We start from the raw sequence: 23,268 nt of genomic DNA, 5'->3' as shown, positions 1-23,268 counted from the left end.
ATTTCTGAAGCGCTAAAAATTTGCCGCATGGTAAAGAAAAGACCCATGCCTGACAAGGTTATTACCCTGGCCAAAGGCCTGCATCCCGCGCAGGTGTTGATCTGCGTCTATGCGGCAAGTTGTCACACGATTGGCCAGCCCCCTTTATTCAAGACATAAAAAAAGCCCGGTTCCACTTGGAACCGGGCTTTTTTTGAAACTCTGAGCGAATTAACGCTTGGAGTATTGTGGACGCTTACGTGCTTTACGCAGACCCACTTTCTTACGCTCGACTTCACGAGCGTCGCGGGTGACGTAGCCAGCACGGCGCAGGGCGCCACGCAGGGACTCGTCGTAGTCCATCAGAGCGCGGGTGATACCGTGACGGATCGCACCGGCCTGACCGCTGACACCACCACCGATAACGGTGACGTAGATGTCGAACTTCTCGGTGGTTTCGGTCAGTTCCAGCGGCTGGCGAACGACCATGCGCGCGGTTTCACGACCGAAGAACACGTCCAGAGAACGGTTGTTGATGGAGATGTTGCCAGTGCCCGGACGCAGGAAAACGCGAGCGGTTGCAGTCTTGCGACGGCCAGTGCCGTAATTTTGAGTCGCCGACATAATGAACTATTCCGTTAAATCTTCAGTTCTTGGGGCTGCTGAGCAGTATGAGGGTGAGTAGCGCCCGCATAGACTTTCAGCTTACGGTACATGTCGCGACCCAGCGGGTTCTTCGGCAGCATGCCTTTGACCGCGGTCTCGATCACGCGCTCTGGGGCCTTGGCGATCAGCTTCTCGAAGTTGATTTCCTTGATACCGCCCGGGAAGCCGGAGTGGGAGTAGTACATTTTGTCCGAAGTCTTGGCACCAGTGACACGTACCTGCTCGGCGTTGATAACGACGATGTAGTCGCCGGTGTCAACGTGAGGGGTGTATTCTGGCTTGTGCTTGCCACGCAGACGGCTCGCGATTTCAGTGGCCAGACGACCCAGGGTCTGACCAGCAGCGTCAACGACGAACCAGTCGCGTTTTACTGTTTCCGGTTTAGCAGTAAAAGTTTTCATACTTTAATTAAGCCTCAGAGGCCGCCCAGCGAAAATTAGACGGCGAATCTTACTGAATAGTGCTTACTTTGACAAGGTCAAAGGCAGCCGGATACGAACGCTTTCGGGGGCTCGGGTCAGCGCGTCCAATACTCGGCAGGGGTTCTTTTTCAGCGGCGGGGCATCACTTCCACCGTAGAAAGAGACGGCGGATTATCCGGGTTGTGGCGAAAATATCAAGCTGATTTTCCGGATCTTTTCCCGTGAACGGCCCCGACGTGACCCGCGGCACGGCTCTGGTACCGGTCGTGGACGGGATACTGGACACAATCGCCAAAAAATAAGACGATCCAGCCGGTGATTGACCACTCTCCCCTATAAGAATAATGAACATGATGTTTACCCAACCCAACGTGCCCCTGCGGCGCGTCAGCATCCTTGCCATCGACAAGGTGTTCGCTTCGACCCTCATGCAGGCCAAGGATTTCTTCCACCTGGCCAGCCTGCGCTACGCCAAGCAACTGGGCCTGAGCCTGCAACCGATGTTCGAAACCCGCCTGGTCAGCCCCGACGGCGAGCCGGTGCGCAGCTTCAGCGACGTTCTGGTTCCGGTCGACAGCGGCCTGGAAGAGGCCGATGTGATCGTCCTGCCGGCGTTCTGGGATGATTTCTCCGCGCTGTGCCAGCGCTACCCCCAGGTTTTGCCCTGGCTACGCGAACAGCATGCCCGTGGCGCCGTGCTCTGCGGCGAGGCCAGCGGCGTGTTCTGGCTGGCCGAGGCCGGACTGCTCGATGGCAAGGAAGCGACCACCTACTGGCGCTTCTTCAACCAGTTCGCCGAGCGCTTCCCCAAGGTCAACCTGAATCAGGACAAGCACCTCACCGACGCCGACAACCTGTTCTGCGCCGCCGGCACCACCTCGGCCTGCGACCTGTACATCTACCTGATCGAGCGTTTCTGCGGGGCCAATGTCGCCCAGGCAGTGGCCCGCGACATCCTTTATGAAGTACAGCGCAACTACACCCCGGGGCGCATGGGCTTCGGCGGACAGAAGCTGCATCAGGATGTGATCATCCTGCAGATCCAGCACTGGCTGGAGGAGCACTTTGCCGACAAGTTCCGCTTCGAGGACGTCGCGCGCAACCATGGCATGAGCATCCGCAACTTCATGCGCCGTTTCCAGAGCGCCACGGGCGACAAACCGCTGCATTACCTGCAGAGGCTGCGGATCGAGACGGCGAAGGGACTGCTCTCGGGGACGCGCAAGAGCATCAAGACCATCAGCTACGAAGTGGGCTACGACGATGCAAGCTTCTTCGCACGGCTGTTCAGACAACACACTGCGTTGTCGCCGAACCAGTATCGGCAGCAGTTCATGCAGGAGGCTTGAGCAGCTTCAAGCCATAAGCAACAAGCCGCAAGAAAGGAGCAGTTCGTGCTCCAATCTTGCGGCTTGTTGCTTGAAGCTTGTAGCTGCTGTCAGGGCTTGTGCGCCCGCGCCAGGAACTCGTGGGACTGCATCTCCAGCAAGCGGCTCAGGGTCCGGGCGAACTCGAAGGTCAGGCGCCCCCCGGTGTACAGGTCCTTGAGCTCGACCTCGGCCGAGATGATCAGCTTGACGTTGCGATCGTAGAACTCGTCGACCATGTTGATGAAGCGCCGCGCGATGTCATCGGTGGCCACGCCCATCTGCTCCACACCACTCAACAACACGGCATGGAAGATCTTGCCCAGTTCGATGTAGTCGTTCTGGCTGCGCGGGCCGTCGCACAGTTCGCGGAAATCGAACCAGGCCACGTCGTCGCAAGTGCGCAGCGCGCGGATCTCGCGGTTCTCGATGATCAGCACATCGTTTTCCACGGCCTGGGTGCATTCCGGGGTCAGTGCACGGAAGCTTTTGCGCAGGCTTTCGTGGGCTGCCTCGTTGAGCGGGAAGTGGAACAGCTCGGCCTGCTCCAGATGCCGCAGGCGATAGTCAACGCCACTGTCGACGTTGACGATCTCGGTGTTCTGCTTGATCAGGGCAATGGCCGGGAGGAAGCGCGCCCGCTGCAGGCCATCCTTGTACAGGCCGTCGGGAACAATGTTGGAGGTCGCCACCAGGGTCACGCCGTTCTTGAACAGCTCTTCCATCAGGGTGCCAAGAATCATGGCATCGGTGATGTCGGACACGAAGAATTCATCGAAGCAGATCACCCGCGACTCTTCGGAGAAACGCTTGGCAATGATGGTCAGCGGGTTCTTCTCGCCCTTGAGCCCTTTCATTTCCTCGTGCACACGCTTCATGAAGCGGTGGAAGTGAGTACGGGACTTTTCCTTGAACGGCAGCGCTTCGAAGAAGGTATCGACCAGGTAGGTCTTGCCCCGGCCTACCCCACCCCAGAAATACAGACCCTTGACCGGCGCCTGCTCCTTCTTGCCGAACAGCTTGCCGAACATGCCCGGCTTGCTGTTCTGCGCCGCGATCAGATCGTCGTACAGGCGCTGCAAATGGCGCACCGCCGTTTCCTGCGCCGCGTCATGGAAGAAGTCGGGACGTTTCAGATCTGCTTGATATCGTTCTAAGGGCGTCATAATTCGTTAGCAAGGCAACAAAAGCGGGCCGTCACTGTAGCGACGGCCCCGGGTAATGGCAATCAGACTTCCGATAAGCCGTCAGTCCTGTTGAGGTGCCAGGGCGGCACGCAGGGCATCGATCGCCGCGTCGCGCGCGGCGCCGTCAGCGAACTGCGGGCCTTCGGCAACGGCCTCACCATCCAGCCACAGGCTGAAGCCCAGGCCTTCGGCGCGTACGTCGAGTTCATCGCCCTGCTGCAGTTGCTTGGTCACGGCGCCAGCCGCCTTGCCGTCGGCGAAGTTGCGCGACAGCAGCAGTTGCTCACCGTCGGCACCCAGCAGGCGGAAGCGGAAGCTGCCGTCTTCTTCACGGAAGCTGACGAAGCGCGCGGCTTTCGCGGCCTTTTTCTTCACTTCGGCCGGGCCCTGGGCGATGGAGCGGAAGGAGCGCAGGCCAACCGCTTCGCGCAGTTGTTCGAGGAACGGCGTGGCCACCTTGCGGGCTTTCTGTGCGCCGGCCAGGAGGATGTCTTCCAGGTCCGCCGGACGGGTGATCAATTGCTGATAATGGTCGCGGGACTCGCTCAACTGGCCGTCCAGCAGCTGGAACAGCTTCTGCTTCGCCTCGCCCCAGCCCAGGCCCTGCACCAACTCGTCGCGGAACGCCGCGGACTGCTCGGGGGTGGAGAAGGCCTGGTACAGGGTGAACAGGTGCGAGTTGTCCGGATCCTTGGCCTCGCCCGGCGCGCGGGAGTCGGTGACGATGCGTGAGATCGCGTCCTTCATCTCCTTGGCGCTGCTGAACAGCGGGATGGTGTTGTCGTAGCTCTTGGACATCTTGCGTCCGTCGAGACCCGGCAGGGTCGCCACGCTTTCCTCGATCACCACTTCCGGCAGGACGAAGAAGTCCTTGCCGTTGCCGAACAGGTGGTTGAAACGCTGGCCGATGTCGCGGGCCATTTCCACGTGCTGGATCTGGTCACGGCCGACCGGCACCTTGTGCGCGTTGAACATCAGGATGTCCGCGGCCATCAGCACCGGGTAGCTGTACAGGCCCATGGTCACGCCGGCATCCGGGTCCTCGCCGTTTTCCAGGTTCTTGTCCACCGAGGCCTTGTAGGCGTGGGCGCGGTTGAGCAGGCCCTTGGCGCTGACGCAGGTGAGCAGCCAGGTCAGCTCGGGGATCTCGGGGATGTCGGACTGGCGGTAGAAGGTCACCTTTTCCCAATCCAGGCCACCGGCCAGCCAGGTCGCGGCGATTTCCAGGCGCGAGCGCTGGATGCGCTGCGGGTCGTCGCACTTGATCAGGGCGTGGTAGTCGGCCAGGAAATAGAAGGAGTCGGCACCGGGCTGGCGGCTGGCGAGGATCGCCGGGCGGATGGCACCGGCGTAGTTGCCCAGGTGCGGGGTGCCGGTGGTGGTGATGCCGGTGAGGATGCGCGTAGTCATGGTTGGTCGCTTATCAGGCTTGGCTCAGTTCGAAAGACGCGGCAGTACCAGATCCTTGAGGTCGGTCAGCTTGCCATGAAAAAAGTGTCCGCATTCTGCCACTTTCAGCAGCTCATGGGGGCGCGGCAGTGCGGCGGACCAGTCGTAGACGACTTGCGGCTCGATCACCTCGTCGGCGTCGGGCTGGACGATGGTCAACGGGACATTGGCCGGCGCGGCCTCACCAGCGGTCAGGCGCATGACGGCGGGGGCCACCATGAACAGATGCTTAAGCGTTACGCCCTGTCCCTCCAGGCGACCGCCGAGCGCGGCGGCGACGAAGCCGCCGAAGGAAAAACCGAGCAGGGTCAGGGGCAGTTCCGGGTGCTTGCTGCGCAGCCAGGCCGCAGCCGCCTGGGCGTCATCCACCTCGCCGGTGCCCATGTCGTGGCTGCCGGCACTGGCGCCGACGCCGCGGTAGTTGAAGCGCAGGGTGATCAGGCCGGCATCCCGCGCGGTGCGCTGCAGGGTCGATACCACCTTGTTGAGCATGGTCCCGCCCTGTACCGGGTTGGGGTGGCAGATCAGCACCACACCATGGGCGTCGGGCACTTCCTGGTAGAGGGATTCCAGTTGGCCGACCGGGCCGTCGATGAGTACGGGAATTTCGCGGGTAAGCAAGGCATTAAACTCCGTGACCCCGGCAAGGGTCGACTCGTCTAGCTGAATGATTCTGTTCTGAGATATTTGCGATGCGTCGCGGTATACAGCGCAGGTCCGAGCCGTTAACGTAAAGCAAAGCCGTTTATAGAGGAAGGACTCGTGGAACTCTCGCTCTTAGTTTGGTTGTTGCCGACCCTGGCCCTGGCAGTGGGTGTCGTCGTTGGTTTCCTGGTTGCCCGCCTCCTGCCCAACGCCGCGCCGAGCAGCACCCAGCGGCAGCTGGACGATATCCAGGAACGCTTCGACAGCTACCAGAATGAAGTGGTGACCCACTTCAACAGCACTGCGGCTCTGGTCAAGAAGCTCACGCAAAGCTATCAGGAAGTGCAGGATCACCTGGCCGACGGCGCCAACCGTCTGGCCCTGGACGACCTGACCCGCCAGCGCCTGCTGGCCGCGCTGCACTCCGACGCGGCGCAAGGCCCGCGTGATCGCCTGACCCCGCCACGGGACACCGAAGTGCCGCGTGATTATGCGCCGAAGGCACCGAACAGCCCGGGCATGCTCGATGAGAGCTACGGCCTGAAACGCTGATTCGCTGAAACGAAAAGGGGCGCCTCGATGGCGCCCCTTTTCATTGGCTCCCGTCTACAACTCAAGCACACCGTCTCAGTGCCTGGCGGACATCAGCCACCAGGTCATCGAAATCCTCCAGTCCCACCGACAACCGCACCAGTCCTTCGGAAATCCCGTACTGCGCCCGCTCTTCCGGTGTATAGCTGGAATGAGTCATGCTCGCCGGATGCTGCGCCAGGGATTCGGCATCCCCCAGGCTCACAGCCCGCGAGAACAACTGCAGCGCATTCATGAAACGACGCCCCGCAGTAATCCCACCTTTCAATTCGAAGGCCAGCATACCGCCCGGCAAGCTCATCTGTTTCTTCGCCAGCGCGTGCTGCGGGAAAGATGGCAGGCCCGGGTAATGCAGCACCTCCACTTCCGCCTGCTTCCCGAGGAACTCCGCCAGCGCCTGGGCATTGGCACAGTGCCGCTCCATGCGCAGGTTCAGGGTCTTCAGGCCGCGCATCAGCAGCGACGCATCGTGGGGCGAGAGCACCGCGCCGGTCATGTCCTTGAGACCCTCCAGGCGAATGCGATCCACCAGCGCCTTGTCACCGATCACCAACCCGGCAGTGATATCGCCGTGCCCACTGAGGTACTTGGTCGCCGAATGCAACACCAGATCCGCACCGAGCTCCAGCGGACGTTGCAGGTACGGGGTGCAATAGGTGTTGTCTACCACCAGCGTGGCGCCGTGCCGACGGGCGATCTTCGCCACCCCGGCAATATCCGCCAGGTGCATGTTGGGATTGGCCGGGGATTCGAAGTAGATCATCCGTGTCGCAGGGGTGATCGCCGCTTCGACGGCCTTGAGATCGGCCATGTCGACATGCTTCAGCTTGACCCCAAACTCGCCGATGCCGTGGTGCAGGAAAGCGAAGGTGCAACCGTACAGCGTGCTGCCCAGCAGCACCTCGTCACCCGGACGCAGCAGCGTCCACAGCGTGGCAGTGATGGCCCCCATGCCCGAGGCGAGGGCCAGAGCCGCCTCGCCGCCTTCCAGCGACGCCATGCGGCTTTCCAGCAAGGCCAGGGTGGGATTGGAGATACGGCTGTAGAAATGCCCGGCTTCTTCGCCGGCAAAACAGGCTGCGCCGTACTCGACGGTGGGAAAGGCGAACGTGGCCGTCTGGTAGACCGGCGGCACCAGTGCCCCTCCGTGGGCCTGCGGGTCGTAGCCATGGTGAATGGCGCGGGTGGCAAATCCCTGGGTCTTGCTGGAGCCGCTCATGGCAGTGCCCTCTTGTTGGATTGCCATAAGCTTATGCCAGTGATGAACTAATATTTTTCCAAATATGACCACCACTTCGGGGCTTTCCGGGCATGAAATTCCACGATCCGCAAAAGGCGGGGCAAATCCTGCCCAACGCCATCGACCGCACCGACCGCGCCCTCCTCGGTGCCCTGCAGGACAATGCGCGACTGACCATTTCGGAACTGGCCGACAGCGTCGCCCTGACCACCTCGCCCTGCTGGCGGCGGGTCAAGCTGCTGGAGGAAAGCGGCTACATCACCGGCTACCAGGCGATTCTCTCGCCAAAGGCCCTGGGCTTCGGCGTGACAGCCTTCGTCAGCATCATGATGGACTCCCACACCAAGGAGATGGCCCGGGCCTTCGAGCAGCGACTGATGGAGATTCCGGAGATTGTTGCCTGCCACAATATTTCAGGACGTTACGACTTTCTTCTCGAAGTTCTGGCCCGTGATCTGGAATCGTTCGGCGAATTCGCCCGGGAAACCTTGCAGTCGTTGCCGGGGGTGAAGGAGATCTATTCGAGCTTTTCGTACAAGGCAGTGAAGGAGAAGCGGGTGATTCCGGTGTCGGAGAAGCACATCTAGAAACCTCCGGGAAGCAACTCGGAACTTGCCCACAATAACGACACACGTGCCGGACAGATTCCACCTGCCGAGCTGAACGAGCATCGCCATTCCATTTTCGAAGGAGCGAAAGGAATGGCACAGCAACACCAGGACGGCACCTATTACCTGACCGAAGGCCTGCTCATCGAGGCGTACCCGGACACCACCCCCACCGCAAGACCGGGGGCAGGCGGAGGAGGCCGGGGTTCCGGAGGATGGGGCCTCAATCAGGGACCCCGACGCGGCGAAGGCGGTACAGGCCGGTTCAGGGGAGAAGGAATACCCGGTTTCAATACCGTGATCATGGAGGAGCACGCCGGGTTCAGTGCCATCGTGGATGCCGAATACGCACCACGCTATTCCTCCCTCGACACCACCATCCAGACCCAGATCAACGATGCGAAGCAGCAACTGTCGAAGACAGCAAATGACGCTTTGCAGCGCTCGAAGCTGGAACATCAGGCGCTTCTGAAGTTCGTGGCCGACAAGCAGGCCGAATACATCCAACAGGCCAATGTGGCCTATGCGTTCTGGGGAACCAGCCCGCTTTACAAGCCCTCCTTCTTTCTCGCCCTGTCTGCACAGGAAGCGGTTAAAAAGGGGTCGCTCGACACCTTCTTCCAGGACTTCATGAAGGCTTATGGCGCCACTCATGAATCACGAATCATCGATCGAACCCTGAGCGCTGCTCTTACCCAACTCACAGCCACGGCGAACGCCGTCGATCAGCAAGAGGACCTGACCCCACTCGATTACCAGGCAAAAGCGGCAGCGTTGGCCGAAAAGGCCCAACGCATCCGGAACGAGCAACAGGCTCACTTTCACGCATTGCCATCCGCCCTCCAGGCGGAAGTCATCAAGTGGAGCGAACACATTCAGGGCATGGCTTCGGTCGAAGCCCTGAAGAACTACCAGACCGTTCTGCAAAACCTGATCAACAACCAGAACGCCTCCATCAGGCCGTTTTCACGCGTCAACCCGAACATCACTGCGCCGCTGACCCGGACCGAACTCGAGGCACTGGCCAGTCTCGTTGAAGGGCAGCAGAGCGGCATCATCGGCCCGCGCTGGAAGGACCATCACCTCGCATTGCTGCATGGCGAATATGCCCGGCACCTGCAAAACACATTGACCGCATTCAGCGCCTTGCAACGCCGCGCAGAACAATTCAATCAGCAACTGGAACAGGCAAATGCAGTGGAGGCTGCTCGCCGGCTGATAGAACAGCAGGAACAGGACGCAGCCCTTCGCGCTGAGGCCCAGCGGCGAACCGGAGTTACCTACTCCTCCCTGGCGAGCGCCACTACGTTGCCATTTATGGCACCGATGGGCGGGGGCTCGTTTACCCTCGGCCCGGCGGCCTATGGAGCCCTGCAAACCGCCATTCGTGTCGCCATACCGGCGCTGCGGGTCGCCACCCTTGCCAGCCCGCCGGCATTACTCGCCACCCTGGTCGTGGGTGCGCTCGTCATTCTGTGGCCCAAGGAGAAGATCCCGCCACAGACCATCGTGTCGATTCCCCTCGCCGACCTTTCACCACCGGAAGGCCTCGATCTCACGACTGCCGGCACAAGCGTACAACTGCCCTACGTTCCAGTCGCACTGGAAAGCGATGCACAAACCGCCCTGGCCATCGTGTCGACGACCAATGCGCCCGCCGCAGGCAAGGTTTCGGTCGTGGCGGCGCAGTTCGACGCACAGCAGCAGGTGTACAGCGTTGCACTGAAGAATCCAGAAAGGATTCTGACCTGGACGCCCGTTGTAGCACCTGGTGGCGGCCCCACATCGACACACCTGCCCGAACACCGTCCAGAAGCTGCCGTTTACGAAGGTGCCAGCCTTACCCCCGTCGAGGCTCAGGTCGAAAGCTATCCCGCTCTCGATCTGATCGACCAGGACCGCATCATCGTGACCTTCCCGGCAGATTCCGGGATGGCGCCGATACTGGTGATGTTCAAAAGCCGACGGTTTATGCCGGGCGTAGTGACAGGTAAAGGCCAGCCAATAGAGGGCATCTGGCTGGGAGAGGCAACACGAGGCAGCGGATCCGCTATTCCATCTCATATTGCTGATCAGTTCAGGGGAAAGGAATTCAAAACCTTCGACGACTTCAGGGAGGTATTCTGGAAAGCGGTCGCTAACGACGAGCAGCTATCACAGCAATTCAGCACCAGAAATCTCAAGTTAATGAAGCTACACGGGCATGCACCTGGTGCTCTAAAAGAGACCCATCATAAATCGCATGTTAAATTTGTCCTTCATCACGTCATACCGATCTCCGAAGGGGGTGGCGTTTATGATCTGGACAACATCAGGGTAGTTACTCCTTCCAGCCATCACCACATCCACTACGGAGATAAACCATGAAGCGGAAGAGCAAATTCAGTGATTTCACAGAAAAGGAGTTTTTTGAATTCCTCCAATCCGTAATGGATCCCGAAGACGGTCTTAGCGAGAGGGATCATGAAAAACGGATCTATCTCTTCAATCAAATCACTGAACATCCAGCCGGATCGGACCTGATTTATTGGCCAGAGGAAGATGGACTTGATACGCCAGAATACGTCATAAGGACTATCAAGGAATGGCGTGCGGCCAATGGCAAACCGGGGTTCAAGTCTGAGTAGAGATCAAGGAGTTATGGGCGCGTTTATCCGAGATCATTCTGGTGAGCTAACTGCCGCAATCGCGGGTAAACCCGCTCCCACAAAATCCGGGCCGCGCCCACTGTCCAGTTCGAATCAATCCCGCACGCCGTAGACAGTACATTCAGGTTTTTGTGGAATTTCAAAGTGAAGCATCAGGAAGAGACAGCGGACTATACCGAGCACGAATTCATTGACTTCATCAACCAAGTCACTGACTTCAAAAATATGAAAAGCGAAAAACAAAGAAATGAACTTACCTTGAAATTCCACCGAATATGCCCACACCCTGCCGGAGCCGCTCTGATCTACTACCCTGAAGCAGAAGGGCTCGACACACCGGAAAACATAGTAAAAATCATCAGGGAATGGTGCGCAGCAAACGACAAACCCGGATTCAAACCCGAATAACCCTGCCCTCCAGCCAATAAAAAACCCGCGATGGCTTCCACCATCGCGGGTTCTTTCACTTCAGCCTTGACGCTTAGATCGCGCCACGCTGCCTCAGTACATCCAGCACCTGCTTCACACCCTCTTCCACGTTGGTGGTCTGGGTGTCGATGACCAGGTCGGCGTCCAGCGGCACATCGAACGGGAAGCTTTCGCCCGGGATGTTGTCGCCGCCCGCGGCGTACAAGCCCTGCGGGTCACGCTCGCGGCAGGCCAGCGGAGAAGCCTGGACGTAGACGGTGACCAGACGGTCCTTGCCGATCAGCGCCTTGGCCTGTTCGCGGCCTTCGGCATCCGGGGCGACGAAGGCGGCCAGGGTCAGCATGCCGGCTTCGTTGAACTGGCGCGCCACGTGGGCGGCACGACGCCAGTTCTCGGTGCGACCGGCGCGGTCCTGCGGCAGGCCCTTGTTCAGGTCATGGCGCAGGTTCTGGCCGTCGAGGACGTAGACCGCACGGCCCATGTCGAACAGCTTGCGCTCGACGGCATAAGCCAGGGTGCTCTTGCCAGCGCCGGACAGGCCGCTGAACAGCACGGTGGCCGGCTTCTGGCCGAAGCGCAGGGCACGCTCCTCGGTGGACACGTGAGCCTGCTTGCCATGCTGGCCGGTGCTGCCGTGCGGCAGGACTGGCGGGGCGATGATCATGCCGGCGCCGACGGTGCCGTTGGTCAGGCGGTCGATGACGATGAAGGCGCCGGTGGTGCGGTTGCTGTCGTAACCGTCCAGGGCGATCGAGGCGTCCAGGGCGACTTTCACCCGGCCGATCTCGTTCAGTTGCAGCGCGCTGGCAGCGCCCTGCTCCAGGGTGTTCACATCGACCTTGTGGGTAATGCTGGCAATCGAGCCCGGCACGTAGCTGGTGGCGCGCTTGATGTCGTATTTCTTGCCCGGCAGCATCGGCTCTTCGGACATCCATACCAGCATGGCGTCGAACTGGTCGGTCACCGGCGGTACGTTGTCGGCGTGGACCAGCAGGTCGCCACGGGAGATGTCGATCTCGTCTTCCATGGTCAGGGTCACGGCCTGGCCAGGACCGGCGTTTTCCAGCTCGCCTTCGTAGGTGACGATGGACTTGACCCGGCTGCTCTTGCCCGACGGCAGGACGACGATCTCGTCACCCTTGTGGACCAGGCCGCTGGCGATGGTGCCGGCGAAGCCGCGGAAGTTCAGGTTTGGACGGTTGACGTACTGCACCGGGAAACGCAGGTCGGTGAAGTTGCGGTCGGCAGCGACTTCGACGGTCTCGAGGATTTCCATCAGCGCAGGGCCTGTGTACCACGGCGAACGCTCGCTGCGGTTGACCACGTTGTCGCCCTTGAGCGCCGACATCGGCACGAAGTGCAGGCTGCTCGGCTTGAGGTTGATGCCCTCGGCGAACTGCAGGTAGTCGGCCTTGATCGACTCGAAGACCTGCTCGTCGAAGTTCTTCAGGTCCATCTTGTTGATGGCGACGACGATGTGCTTGATGCCCAGCAACGAGGCGATGTAGCTGTGCCGGCGGGTCTGGGTCTGCACGCCGTAGCGGGCGTCGACGAGGATGATCGCCAGGTCGCAGGTGGACGCACCGGTGGCCATGTTGCGGGTGTACTGCTCGTGGCCCGGGGTGTCGGCGATGATGAACTTGCGCTTGGCGGTGGAGAAGTAGCGGTAGGCGACATCGATGGTGATGCCCTGTTCACGCTCGGCCTGCAGGCCGTCGACCAGCAGCGCCAGGTCGACTTCCTCGCCGGTGGTGCCGACTTTCTTCGAATCACGGGTGATGGCCTCGAGGTGGTCCTCGTAGATCATCTTCGAGTCGTGCAGCAGGCGCCCGATCAGGGTGCTCTTGCCATCGTCGACGTTGCCGCAGGTCAGGAAACGCAGCAGTTCTTTACGCTCGTGTTGAGCCAGATAAGCGAGGATGTCTTCGCTGATCAATTCGGATTGGTGCGACATGGAGTAACCCTGAAATTAGAAGTAGCCTTGACGTTTTTTGTCTTCCATCGAGCCTGCGCCATCGTGGTCGATGACGCGGCCCTGGCGTTCGGACGTCCGGGTCAGGAGCATTTCCTGGATGATGTCCGTCAGGGTCTCGGCCTCCGACTCGACGGCACCCGTCAACGGGTAGCAGCCGAGGGTACGGAAACGCACCTTCTTCTTGACGATGCTGGCCTTCTCTTCCTCGCTGAGGTGTTCGAGGATGCGCTCGTCGTCGATCATGATCAGGGTGCCGTTCTTCTCGATGACTTCACGCTCGGCGGCGAAGTACAGCGGCACGATCGGGATGCCTTCGAGGTAGATGTACTGCCAGATGTCCAGCTCGGTCCAGTTCGACAGCGGGAAGACGCGGATCGACTCGCCCTTGTTGACCTTGCCGTTGTAGATGTTCCACAGCTCCGGACGCTGGTTCTTCGGGTCCCAGCGGTGCTTGCTGTCACGGAACGAGTAGACACGTTCCTTGGCCCGCGACTTCTCTTCGTCGCGGCGCGCGCCACCGAAGGCGGCGTCAAAGCCGTGCTTGTCCAGCGCCTGCTTGAGGCCCTGGGTCTTCATGATGTCGGTGTGCTTGGAGCTGCCGTGGGTGAACGGGTTGATGCCCTGCGCAACGCCTTCCGGGTTGACGTGGGTGATCAGCTCCAGGCCCATTTCCTCGACCATCTTGTCGCGGAAGCGGTACATCTCCTGGAATTTCCACTGGGTGTCGACATGCATCACGGGAAACGGCAGCTTGCCAGGGAAGAAGGCCTTGCGTGCCAGATGCAGCATCACGGCCGAGTCCTTGCCAATCGAGTACAGCATCACCGGGTTATCGAACTCGGCGGCCACCTCACGAATGATGTGGATGCTTTCCGCCTCCAACTGTTTCAAATGCGTCAGCTTGTCGACCATGGCTACTCACGGGGAAAAACGATCTTTATGGACGGCCAGACGGGCCGTGTTCGAGCGGATCACTCTATCACAGCACCCGCTTCTATTTAGGCGGCCGGCTAGAACGAAACAATCTATGGATATGCCCGGGCGTTTGGGCTCAAACCGGGTTCGGGCAATCGATGAACAGGTGTTCCAGGGCGAAGCGGCGAGCCAGGTAATCACCCAGCGCCTGCACGCCGTAACGCTCGGTGGCGTGGTGGCCGGCAGCGATGAAACTGACGCCGTTCTCCCGTGCGCTATGGTAGGTCTGCTCGGAAGCTTCGCCGCTGATGAACAGGTCGACGCCAGCGGCGATCGCCTGGTCGATGTAGCCCTGGCCACCCCCGGTGCACCAGCCGACCCGACGAATGACCGTCTCGCCTTCCACCAGCAGCGGTTCGCGGCCCATCACCTCATTGACCCGACGGGCGAAATCCCGTGCCGACACCGGCTCGGCCAGTGAACCGACCAGGCCCACCACCCGCGGATTTTCAGGGTCCAGCGGGCCTTCGACGGTGATGTCCAGTTGCCGCGCCAGTTGCACGTTGTTGCCGACTTCCGCGTGCAGGTCCAGCGGCAGGTGGTAGGCCAGCAGGCTGATGTCGTGCTTGAGCAGGGTCTTCAGGCGGCGCTGCTTCATCCCGGTGATGCATGGGTTCTCGCCCTTCCAGAAATAACCATGGTGTACCAGCACCAGGTCGGCTCCAGCCTCGACCGCGGCATCCAGCAGCGCCTGGCTGGCGGTGACACCGCTGACGATACGAGTTACCTGCGGGCGGCCTTCGACCTGCAGCCCGTTGGGGCAGTAGTCCTGGATTTTCGCGCTACCAAGGTAACGGTCGGCTTCCTCGACCAGGGTGGACAGGGCAACAGCCATGGAAAGACTCCTCAATTCAGCAGTTCAGCACGGCGCAAGGCCCCGTATAATGGCCATCATTATGGGCCGTCGACTGTTTTGGGGAAACCGGCGGCAGCTACCTGGGGGCATTCGGCGAACGCGGTCACCAATGGCGTGATTTAGCGGTTCCTGCACAGGGGTTGTCGCAGTATGATCGCGCGCTTCATCACCACCTCCCCATGGCATCACCGGCTCGGGCCAATTCCCCCAGGATTCATTCAATGTTCAAGGCTTTGCGTTTTATCGGCTGGCCACTGTTCACCGGTGTGCTGATCGCGTTGCTGGTCATCCAGCGTTTCCCCGAGTGGGTCGGCCTGCCCAGCCAGGACGTCAACCTGCAACAGGCGCCACAGACCAGCAGCGTGGTCCAGGGCCCGGTGTCCTATGCCGACGCGGTCATCCACGCGGCGCCGGCGGTGGCCAACCTGTACACCACCAAGGTGGTCAACAAGGCCGCCCATCCACTCTTCGAAGATCCGCAGTTCCGCCGTTTCTTCGGCGACAACCTGCCCAAGCAGCGGCGCTGGGAGTCGAGCCTGGGCTCGGCGGTGATCATGAGCCCGGAAGGCTACCTGCTGACCAACAACCACGTGACCGCCGGTGCCGACCAGATCGTGGTGGCGCTCAAGGACGGACGCGAGACCCTGGCCCGGGTCATCGGCAGCGACCCGGAAACCGACCTGGCGGTGCTGAAGATCGACCTCAAGAACCTGCCGGCGATCACCATTGGCCGTTCCGACAATATCCGCATCGGCGACGTCGCCCTGGCCATCGGCAACCCGTTCGGCGTGGGTCAGACCGTGACCATGGGCATCATCAGCGCCACCGGGCGCAACCAGCTGGGCCTGAACAACTACGAGGACTTCATCCAGACCGACGCGGCGATCAACCCGGGCAACTCCGGCGGCGCGCTGGTGGATGCCAACGGCAACCTGACCGGGATCAACACGGCGATCTTCTCCAAGTCCGGCGGTTCGCAGGGCATTGGCTTCGCGATCCCGACCAAGCTGGCGCTGGAGGTGATGAAGTCGATCATCGAACATGGCCAGGTGATTCGTGGCTGGCTGGGTATCGAAGTGCAGCCGCTGAGCCAGGAACTGGCCGAGTCGTTTGGCATGCAGGGGCGTCCGGGGATCGTCGTGGCGGGAATCTTCCGCGATGGGCCGGCGCAACGGGCCGGGCTGCAGCTGGGTGACGTGATCCTGAGCATCAACGGCGAGCCGGCGGGTGACGGGCGACGGTCGATGAACCAGGTGGCGCGGATCAAGCCGAGCGAGAAGGTGGCAATCGAAGTGATGCGCAATGGCAAGCAGTTGAAGCTGATGGCCGAGGTGGGCTTGCGGCCGCCACCGGCGCCGGCGGTGCAGGAAGAAGAGAACTGATCCGCGAGCGCGGTTGCTGATGATGGCCTCATCGCGGGCAACGCCCGCTCCCACAAGGTTTGGCGGTGAACGCGATCCTTGTGGAAGCGGGCGTTGCCCGCGATGAGGCGGCCCTGACTACATCAATGCAGGATCTGACTCAGGAACAACTTGGTCCGCTCATTCTGCGGCCGGTCGAAGAAATCATCCGGAGCGGCCTGCTCGACGATCTCCCCCTTGTCCATGAAGATCACCCGGTTCGCCACGGTGCGGGCAAAACCCATCTCGTGGGTCACGCAGAGCATGGTCATGCCGTCTTCCGCCAGGCTGACCATGGTGTCCAGCACCTCCTTCACCATTTCCGGGTCCAGCGCCGAGGTCGGTTCGTCGAACAGCATGATCTTCGGCTTCATGCACAGCGCCCGGGCAATCGCCACCCGCTGCTGCTGACCACCGGACAACTGCCCCGGGAACTTGTGCGCCTGCTCCGGAATACGCACGCGCTCCAGGTAGTGCATGGCGATTTCCTCGGCCTTGCGCTTGGGCATCTTGCGTACCCACATCGGTGCCAGGGTGCAGTTCTGCAGGATGGTCAGGTGCGGGAACAGGTTGAAGTGCTGGAACACCATACCCACCTCGCGGCGGATCGCCTCGATCTGCTTGAGGTCGTTGGTCAGTTCCACGCCATCCACCACGATGCGCCCCTGCTGGTGCTCTTCCAGACGGTTGAGGCAACGGATGGTCGTGGACTTGCCCGAGCCGGACGGCCCGCACAGCACGATGCGCTCGCCCTGGCGCACATTCAGGTTGATGTCCTTGAGCACGTGGAACTGGCCGTACCACTTGTTCACGCCCTGCATCTGGATAATGCCTTCAGGGCCGACAGGCTGCTTGATCGCTTCACTCATTCGAAACACTCCTAACGCTTGTGGCCTGTGTCCAGCTTGCGCTCCAGGTGCATGGAGTAGCGGGACATACCGAAACAGAAAATCCAGAACACCAGGGCCGCGAACACGTAGCCCTCGGTCGCCATGCCCAGCCAGTTGGGGTCGGCGGCCGCCTGCTTGACGCTGTTGAGCAGGTCGAACAGGCCGATGATGATCACCAGGCTAGTGTCCTTGAACAGGGCAATGAAGGTGTTGACGATGCCGGGAATCACCAGCTTCAGGGCTTGCGGCAGGATCACCAGACCCATCGAACGCCAGTAGCCCAGGCCCATGGCCGCGGCAGCTTCGTACTGGCCCTTGGGAATGGCCTGCAGGCCACCGCGCACCACTTCGGCGATGTACGCCGACTGGAACAGGATCACCCCGATCATTGCCCGCAGCAGTTTGTCGAAGCTCATGCCTTCAGGCAGGAACAACGGCAGCATCACCGAAGACATGAACAGCACGGTGATCAACGGCACCCCGCGCCAGAACTCGATGAAGGTCACGCAGACCACCTTCACCGCCGGCATCTTCGAACGCCGGCCCAGGGCAAGCAGAATACCCAAAGGCAGTGCACCAACGATGCCTACGGTGGCGATCACCAGGGTCAGCATCAGGCCACCCCACTGGCTGGTCGGCACCGTGGCAAGGCCCAGGTGGCCGCCGTGCAGCAGGGTGTAGGCGATGATCGGGTAGGCGACGAGGAAGCAAAGGCCGTAGATCGCCTTGCGCGGGAAGCGCGAGATGAACAGTGGCGCTGCGCCAATCACGGCCAGCCATACGGTCAGATCGACGCGCCAGCGCAGCTCGGTGGGATAGTAGCCATACATGAACTGGCCGAAACGCTGCTGGATGAACACCCAGCAGGCACCTTCCTTGGTGCAATCGGCACGGGTGGTGCCGACCCAGTTAGCGTCGAAGATCGACCACTGCAGCAACGGCGGCACGATCAGCCAGACCAGGTAGAGGGCGAACAGGGTCAGCAGGGTATTGAGCCAGCTGGAGAACAGGTTGGCCCGCAGCCAGGCCGCAACACCGACGGTCTTCACCGGTGGCGGCATGTCAGGTTTGAAAACATGGGTAGTCATGCGCGTCTCCTTACCGCTCGATCAGCGCGATGCGCTTGTTGTACCAGTTCATCAGCAGGGAAATGCTGATGCTGATGGCCAGGTACACGCTCATGGTGATGGCAATCACCTCGATGGCCTGTCCGGTCTGGTTGAGCACGGTGCCGGCGAACAGCGAGACCATTTCCGGATAGCCGATGCCCGCCGCCAGCGACGAGTTCTTCGCCAGGTTCAGGTACTGGCTGGTCAGCGGCGGAATGATCACCCGCAGGGCCTGGGGAATGATCACCTTGCGCAAGGTCGGACCTTCGCGCAGCCCTAAGGAACGTGCGGCTTCGGTCTGGCCATGGCTGACCGAGCGAATGCCCGAGCGGACGATCTCGGCGATGAACGCCGCCGTGTAGATCGTGAGCGCCAGGGTCAGCGCCAGCAGTTCGGGGATCAGTACCCAGCCGCCAGCGAAGTTGAATCCTTTCAATTGCGGCAATTCCCAGCTCAGCGGATTGCCGAACAGCAGCACGCTCAGGCCCGGGATCACCAGCAGCAGGCCGATGGCAGCCCAGAACTTGTGGAACGGCTCGCCGGTCGCCTCGAAACGGCGATTGGCCCAGCGCACCATCGCCACCACAGCGACGATCGCCAGCAGCACGGCGATCGCGAACGGCCAGAATCCGTCGGCCAGCGAGGCACCGGGCATGTTCAGGCCACGGTTGCTGATGAAGAAGGTGTCGTTGATGTTGATACTGCCCCGCGGTCCCGGCAGGGTCAGGAACACCGCGAAGTACCAGAACAGGATCTGCAGCAGCGGCGGGATATTACGGAAGGTCTCGACGTACACCGTGGCCAGCTTGTTGATCATCCAGTTCGGTGACAGCCGCGCCACGCCGATGATGAAGCCGAGCAGGGTCGCCAGGATGATGCCGATGAAGGTCACCAGCAGCGTATTGAGCAGACCGATGACGAAGACCCGGGCATAGGAATCGGATTCGACGTAGGGAATCAGATGCTGGGCGATACCAAAGCCGGCGCTGCGCTCGAGAAAGTCGAAGCCCGAGGTGATACCCCGGTGTTGCAGGTTGGTCTGGGTGTTGTGGAACAGGTACCAGCCCAGACCGACCACGAAGACTATCGTGAGGATCTGGAACAGCCAGGCGCGAACACGTGGGTCGCTAAGGGACAAGCCCCTGGGTGGATTGTGCATGAAAGGCCCCGAAAAGAAGGAACGATACGGCCCGCGATGACATCGGTGTCACCGCGGGCCGGCCCAATCAGCGCACCGGAGGCGCGTACTGGATGCCGCCGTTGTTCCACAGGGCGTTCAGACCGCGGTCGATCTGCAGCGGAGTACTCTTGCCAAGGTTCTTCTCGAACACTTCGCCGTAGTTACCCACCTGCTTGACGATCTGTACCACCCAGTCCTTCGGCAGCTTCAGGTCCTTGCCGTACTCGCCATCGGCACCGAGCATGCGCGCGACGTCGGGGTTCTTGGTCGACTTGGCTTCGGCCTCGACGTTCTTCGAGGTGATGCCGGCCTCTTCGGCGTTGAGCATGGCGAACAGGGTCCAGCGCACGATGGAGAACCACTCTTCGTCGCCTTTACGCACCACCGGGCCCAGCGGCTCCTTGGAGATGGTTTCCGGCAGCACGACATAGTCGGTCGGCGAAGCCAGCTTGGAGCGTTGTGCGTAGAGCTGCGACTTGTCCGAGGTCAGCACGTCGCAACGACCGGATTCCAGCGACTTGGCGCTTTCGTCGGAAGTGTCGAAGGTGATCGGGGTGTATTTCAGGCCGTTGGCACGGAAGTAGTCGGAGACGTTCAGCTCGGTAGTGGTACCGGCCTGGATGCAGATGGTTGCACCGTCCAGTTCCTTGGCGCTGGAAACGCCGAGCTTCTTGTTCACCAGGAAGCCGATGCCGTCGTAGTAAGTGACACCGGCGAACACCAGGCCCATGCCGGCGTCGCGCGAGCTGGTCCAGGTGGTGTTGCGCGACAGCACGTCGACTTCACCGGACTGCAGCGCGGTGAAGCGCTCCTTGGCGTTCAGCTGGCTGAACTTGACCTTGGTGGCGTCACCGAACACGGCAGCCGCGACAGCGCGGCAGACGTCAGCGTCGATCCCGACGATGGTGCCCTTGGCGTCCGGTACCGAGAAGCCCGGCAGACCGTCACTGACGCCACACTGTACGAAACCCTTCTTCTGCACTGCATCCAGGGTCGCACCCGCCTGGGCCATGGCGCTCACGCCCAGTGCTGCGGCAGCCGTCATGACTGCCAGGGTGGTCTTCAACATCTTCATTAAAACCTCCAGTTCGCTCTTATTGTGTTGAGCCGGCTTGCACCGCACCCTTATGAGGCGCATCCGACCCTTTTCGGCTTGTTATTGGGTCAATTGGCGCAATTCGCTGTTCTGTGACAGCCTTGGTTTCCCATGAGGGGTGTTACCGCGCGTTGCTACCGCCCTCACGTATCAGGTGGAATTGCAAAGCGCGTACCAGATCGTTTCGCTAAAGCGTTTCAGTCAGTTACAACACGCAAACTTATAGCAATGCGACATCATTTTTTACCTGTGATCACTTCATGCCATTTTTTCATGCACCCCAGTGAAAACGCGTGCACTAATTCGGAGCAGTCATGACCAAACCCTTGATTCTCGAACCACAGAAGAACGCCGACGCCTGTGTCATCTGGTTGCACGGCCTGGGCGCCGACCGCTATGACTTCATGCCGGTGGCCGAGGCACTGCAGGAACACTTGCTCTCCACCCGTTTCGTAATGCCCCAGGCGCCGACTCGCGCGGTGACGATCAACGGTGGTTATGAAATGCCCAGTTGGTACGACATCAAGGCCATGAGCCCGGCCCGGGCCATCGATGAAGCGCAGTTGGAGGAGTCCGCCGCCCAGGTCATCGCCCTGATCGAGGAACAGCGCACCCTCGGCATCGACCCCAATCGCATCGTCCTCGCCGGATTCTCCCAAGGTGGCGCGGTGGTGCTGCACACGGCCTATATAAAGTGGCAAGGCGCCCTTGGCGGCGTGCTGGCCCTGTCCACCTACGCCCCGACCTTCAAGGACGACACCCAACTCACCGCCAGCCAGCAGCGCATTCCGGCGCTGTGCCTGCACGGCCAGTACGACCCGGTGGTGCTGCCGGCCATGGGCCGCACCGCCTACGAGCACCTCAAGCACTGGGGTGTCAGCGTCGCCTGGCAGGAATACCCGATGGAGCACGAGGTACTGCCGGAGGAAATCAGCGATATCGGTGCCTGGCTGCTCCAGCGTCTGCGCTGAATGTCGCATTCCTTGTAGCTGTCGGATCAATCCACTACGCCGAGCCCGGATCTTGCATTACACTGCCCGGCGTACATTCCTTAACCAATTGACGAGAAGACCGTGCTCAAAGCACTCAAGAAGATGTTCGGCAAGAGCGAGGTCGAGCAACTCGCCGCCGAAAGCGCTGCACCCGTGATGCAGCCGCCCGCGCCAGCACCTGCTCCCGCCCCGGCGCCTCCGGCCAGGACCGAAGCCGCCAAGCCCCCACATGCCAAGCCGGCTCTCGCCGAGCCTGCGCCAACTGCCAAGCCGCGTCGCGAGCGCAAGCCGAAGCCCCAGGCCTCGACCTGGAAGCTGGAAGACTTTGCGGTCGAGCCGCAGGAAGGCAAGACCCGCTTCCATGATTTCAAGCTCTCCGCCGAGCTGATGCACGCCATCCACGACCTCGGTTTCCCGTACTGCACACCGATCCAGGCCCAGGTGCTGGGCTTCACCCTGCGCGGCCAGGACGCCATCGGCCGGGCTCAGACCGGTACTGGCAAGACAGCCGCCTTCCTGATCTCGATCATCACCCAGTTGCAGCAGACCCCGCCGCCGAAAGAGCGCTACATGGGTGAACCGCGGGCGCTGATCATCGCCCCGACCCGCGAGCTGGTGGTGCAGATCGCCAAGGACGCCGCGGCGCTGACCAAGTACACCGGCCTCAACGTCATGACCTTCGTCGGCGGCATGGACTACGACAAGCAGCTCAAGGCCCTGGAAGCCCGCCACTGCGACATCCTGGTCGCCACCCCGGGCCGCCTGCTGGACTTCAACCAGCGCGGCGAAGTGCACCTGGACATGGTCGAGGTGCTGGTACTGGACGAAGCCGACCGCATGCTGGACATGGGTTTCATTCCCCAGGTGCGTCAGATCATTCGCCAGACCCCGCCTAAGACCGAGCGCCAGACCCTGCTGTTCTCCGCCACCTTCACCGAAGACGTGATGAACCTCGCCAAGCAGTGGACCACCAACCCGGCCATCGTCGAGATCGAGCCGGAGAACGTCGCCAGCGAGACCGTGGAGCAGCATGTCTATGCTGTGGCCGGCAGCGACAAGTACAAGCTGCTGTACAACCTGGTCACCGAGAACAAGTGGGAACGGGTGATCGTCTTCGCTAACCGCAAGGACGAGGTGCGGCGCATCGAGGAACGTCTGGTGCGCGACGGCGTGAATGCCGCGCAACTGTCCGGCGACGTGCCGCAGCACAAACGCATCCGCACCCTGGAGAACTTCCGCGAAGGCCGCATCACTGTACTGGTGGCCACCGACGTGGCGGGTCGCGGGATCCATATCGATGGCATCAGCCACGTGATCAACTTCACCCTGCCGGAAGATCCGGACGACTACGTGCACCGGATCGGTCGTACTGGCCGCGCCGGGACCAGCGGTGTATCGATCAGCTTTGCCGGTGAGGATGATTCCTACCAGTTGCCGGCGATCGAGGAACTGCTGGGGCGCAAGATCAGTTGCGAGATGCCGCCGACGGAGTTGCTCAAGCCGGTGCCGAAGAAGCACGGTTAAAAAAACGCAGCCTTAGTGCTGCGTTTTCTTTTGGGGCTGC

22 protein-coding genes are annotated in these 23,268 nt (G+C 61.1%); 9 read left to right on the top strand and 13 right to left on the bottom strand.

Going from position 1 to position 23,268, the window contains the following annotated elements; all coding sequences use genetic code 11:
- Positions 1-210: 210 nt before the first annotated feature.
- A complete protein-coding gene (gene rpsI / locus AC5QPF_RS05580; RefSeq protein WP_316920020.1) occupies positions 211-603 on the bottom strand; it encodes a 30S ribosomal protein S9 in 393 nt (130 codons plus the stop codon).
- A gap of 14 nt (positions 604-617) precedes the next feature.
- Positions 618-1,046, bottom strand: a complete 429-nt coding sequence (gene rplM / locus AC5QPF_RS05575; RefSeq protein WP_009404632.1) for a 50S ribosomal protein L13 — start codon at positions 1,044-1,046, stop codon at positions 618-620.
- A 473-nt stretch (positions 1,047-1,519) separates the two neighbouring features.
- Between rplM and AC5QPF_RS05570 the strand changes: the two genes are divergently transcribed.
- A complete protein-coding gene (locus AC5QPF_RS05570) occupies positions 1,520-2,416 on the top strand; it encodes a GlxA family transcriptional regulator (RefSeq protein WP_458980269.1) in 897 nt (298 codons plus the stop codon).
- Between the two features lie 89 nt (positions 2,417-2,505).
- On the opposite strand, the gene zapE is transcribed toward AC5QPF_RS05570, so the two are convergent.
- The 3 genes from zapE to AC5QPF_RS05555 form a co-directional block, all read right to left on the bottom strand.
- Complete coding sequence (gene zapE, locus AC5QPF_RS05565) at positions 2,506-3,600, bottom strand: cell division protein ZapE (protein WP_494962366.1); 1,095 nt, start codon at positions 3,598-3,600, stop codon at positions 2,506-2,508.
- Between the two features lie 81 nt (positions 3,601-3,681).
- Positions 3,682-5,031 carry a tryptophan--tRNA ligase gene (locus AC5QPF_RS05560; RefSeq protein ID WP_494962365.1) on the bottom strand — a complete coding sequence of 450 codons (1,350 nt, stop codon included), beginning with the start codon at positions 5,029-5,031 and terminating at the stop codon, positions 3,682-3,684.
- Positions 5,032-5,055: 24 nt separating this feature from the next.
- Positions 5,056-5,691: an alpha/beta fold hydrolase gene (locus tag AC5QPF_RS05555; protein ID WP_494962364.1), complete on the bottom strand. Its 636-nt coding sequence runs from the start codon at positions 5,689-5,691 to the stop codon at positions 5,056-5,058.
- Positions 5,692-5,832: 141 nt separating this feature from the next.
- Here AC5QPF_RS05555 and AC5QPF_RS05550 point away from each other — a divergent pair, with 141 nt between their 5' ends.
- Entirely contained in the window at positions 5,833-6,267 is a 435-nt protein-coding gene (locus tag AC5QPF_RS05550) for a ZapG family protein (protein WP_494962363.1), read from the top strand.
- A gap of 61 nt (positions 6,268-6,328) precedes the next feature.
- Here the strand turns inward: AC5QPF_RS05550 and AC5QPF_RS05545 are convergent, their stop codons facing one another.
- Positions 6,329-7,525: a methionine gamma-lyase gene (locus AC5QPF_RS05545; protein WP_494962362.1), complete on the bottom strand. Its 1,197-nt coding sequence runs from the start codon at positions 7,523-7,525 to the stop codon at positions 6,329-6,331.
- A 128-nt stretch (positions 7,526-7,653) separates the two neighbouring features.
- On the opposite strand from AC5QPF_RS05545, the gene AC5QPF_RS05540 reads away from it, so the two are divergent.
- From AC5QPF_RS05540 to AC5QPF_RS05525, 4 genes are all read left to right on the top strand, one after another.
- On the top strand, positions 7,654-8,133 hold the full coding sequence (locus AC5QPF_RS05540; RefSeq protein ID WP_494964128.1) for an Lrp/AsnC ligand binding domain-containing protein: 480 nt from the start codon (positions 7,654-7,656) through the stop codon (positions 8,131-8,133).
- 114 nt (positions 8,134-8,247) lie between these two features.
- Positions 8,248-10,521 (top strand): pyocin-S2/colicin E7-DNase domain-containing protein, encoded by a 2,274-nt coding sequence (locus AC5QPF_RS05535; RefSeq protein WP_494962361.1) that lies wholly within the window; start codon positions 8,248-8,250, stop codon positions 10,519-10,521.
- Complete coding sequence (locus tag AC5QPF_RS05530; RefSeq protein ID WP_494962360.1) at positions 10,518-10,781, top strand: bacteriocin immunity protein; 264 nt, start codon at positions 10,518-10,520, stop codon at positions 10,779-10,781. Before AC5QPF_RS05535 ends, AC5QPF_RS05530 begins: the two co-directional genes overlap by 4 nt.
- Before the next feature lie 165 nt (positions 10,782-10,946).
- Positions 10,947-11,210, top strand: coding sequence for a bacteriocin immunity protein (locus AC5QPF_RS05525; protein ID WP_494962359.1), 264 nt, complete (start codon positions 10,947-10,949; stop codon positions 11,208-11,210).
- Between the two features lie 73 nt (positions 11,211-11,283).
- Here the strand turns inward: AC5QPF_RS05525 and cysN are convergent, their stop codons facing one another.
- From cysN to AC5QPF_RS05510, 3 genes are all read right to left on the bottom strand, one after another.
- Positions 11,284-13,185 carry a sulfate adenylyltransferase subunit CysN gene (gene cysN, locus AC5QPF_RS05520; RefSeq protein WP_494962358.1) on the bottom strand — a complete coding sequence of 634 codons (1,902 nt, stop codon included), beginning with the start codon at positions 13,183-13,185 and terminating at the stop codon, positions 11,284-11,286.
- Positions 13,186-13,200: 15 nt separating this feature from the next.
- Entirely contained in the window at positions 13,201-14,118 is a 918-nt protein-coding gene (gene cysD, locus AC5QPF_RS05515) for a sulfate adenylyltransferase subunit CysD (protein ID WP_494962357.1), read from the bottom strand.
- Between the two features lie 139 nt (positions 14,119-14,257).
- Positions 14,258-15,016 carry a Nif3-like dinuclear metal center hexameric protein gene (locus AC5QPF_RS05510; RefSeq protein WP_494962356.1) on the bottom strand — a complete coding sequence of 253 codons (759 nt, stop codon included), beginning with the start codon at positions 15,014-15,016 and terminating at the stop codon, positions 14,258-14,260.
- 242 nt (positions 15,017-15,258) lie between these two features.
- On the opposite strand from AC5QPF_RS05510, the gene algW reads away from it, so the two are divergent.
- Positions 15,259-16,419, top strand: a complete 1,161-nt coding sequence (algW, locus tag AC5QPF_RS05505; RefSeq protein WP_494962355.1) for a Do family serine endopeptidase AlgW — start codon at positions 15,259-15,261, stop codon at positions 16,417-16,419.
- 122 nt (positions 16,420-16,541) lie between these two features.
- Here algW and AC5QPF_RS05500 read toward each other — a convergent pair whose 3' ends face one another.
- From AC5QPF_RS05500 to AC5QPF_RS05485, 4 genes are all read right to left on the bottom strand, one after another.
- Positions 16,542-17,306 (bottom strand): amino acid ABC transporter ATP-binding protein, encoded by a 765-nt coding sequence (locus AC5QPF_RS05500; protein ID WP_316920010.1) that lies wholly within the window; start codon positions 17,304-17,306, stop codon positions 16,542-16,544.
- 11 nt (positions 17,307-17,317) lie between these two features.
- A complete protein-coding gene (locus tag AC5QPF_RS05495) occupies positions 17,318-18,415 on the bottom strand; it encodes an ABC transporter permease subunit (RefSeq protein ID WP_494962354.1) in 1,098 nt (365 codons plus the stop codon).
- A 10-nt stretch (positions 18,416-18,425) separates the two neighbouring features.
- The gene (locus AC5QPF_RS05490) at positions 18,426-19,595 is read right to left on the bottom strand and encodes an ABC transporter permease subunit (protein WP_494962353.1); all 1,170 of its coding nucleotides are present in this window, start codon (positions 19,593-19,595) and stop codon (positions 18,426-18,428) included.
- A 67-nt stretch (positions 19,596-19,662) separates the two neighbouring features.
- Entirely contained in the window at positions 19,663-20,691 is a 1,029-nt protein-coding gene (locus AC5QPF_RS05485; RefSeq protein WP_494962352.1) for a transporter substrate-binding domain-containing protein, read from the bottom strand.
- 335 nt (positions 20,692-21,026) lie between these two features.
- Between AC5QPF_RS05485 and AC5QPF_RS05480 the strand changes: the two genes are divergently transcribed.
- Complete coding sequence (locus AC5QPF_RS05480; RefSeq protein WP_494962351.1) at positions 21,027-21,683, top strand: alpha/beta fold hydrolase; 657 nt, start codon at positions 21,027-21,029, stop codon at positions 21,681-21,683.
- 102 nt (positions 21,684-21,785) lie between these two features.
- Positions 21,786-23,228, top strand: a complete 1,443-nt coding sequence (rhlB, locus tag AC5QPF_RS05475) for an ATP-dependent RNA helicase RhlB (RefSeq protein ID WP_494962350.1) — start codon at positions 21,786-21,788, stop codon at positions 23,226-23,228.
- Positions 23,229-23,268: the final 40 nt, after the last annotated feature.

The sequence above is a fragment of the Pseudomonas sp. Con_6 genome (genome assembly GCF_059379395.1).
This window is presented reverse-complemented; position numbering and strand designations above follow the sequence as displayed.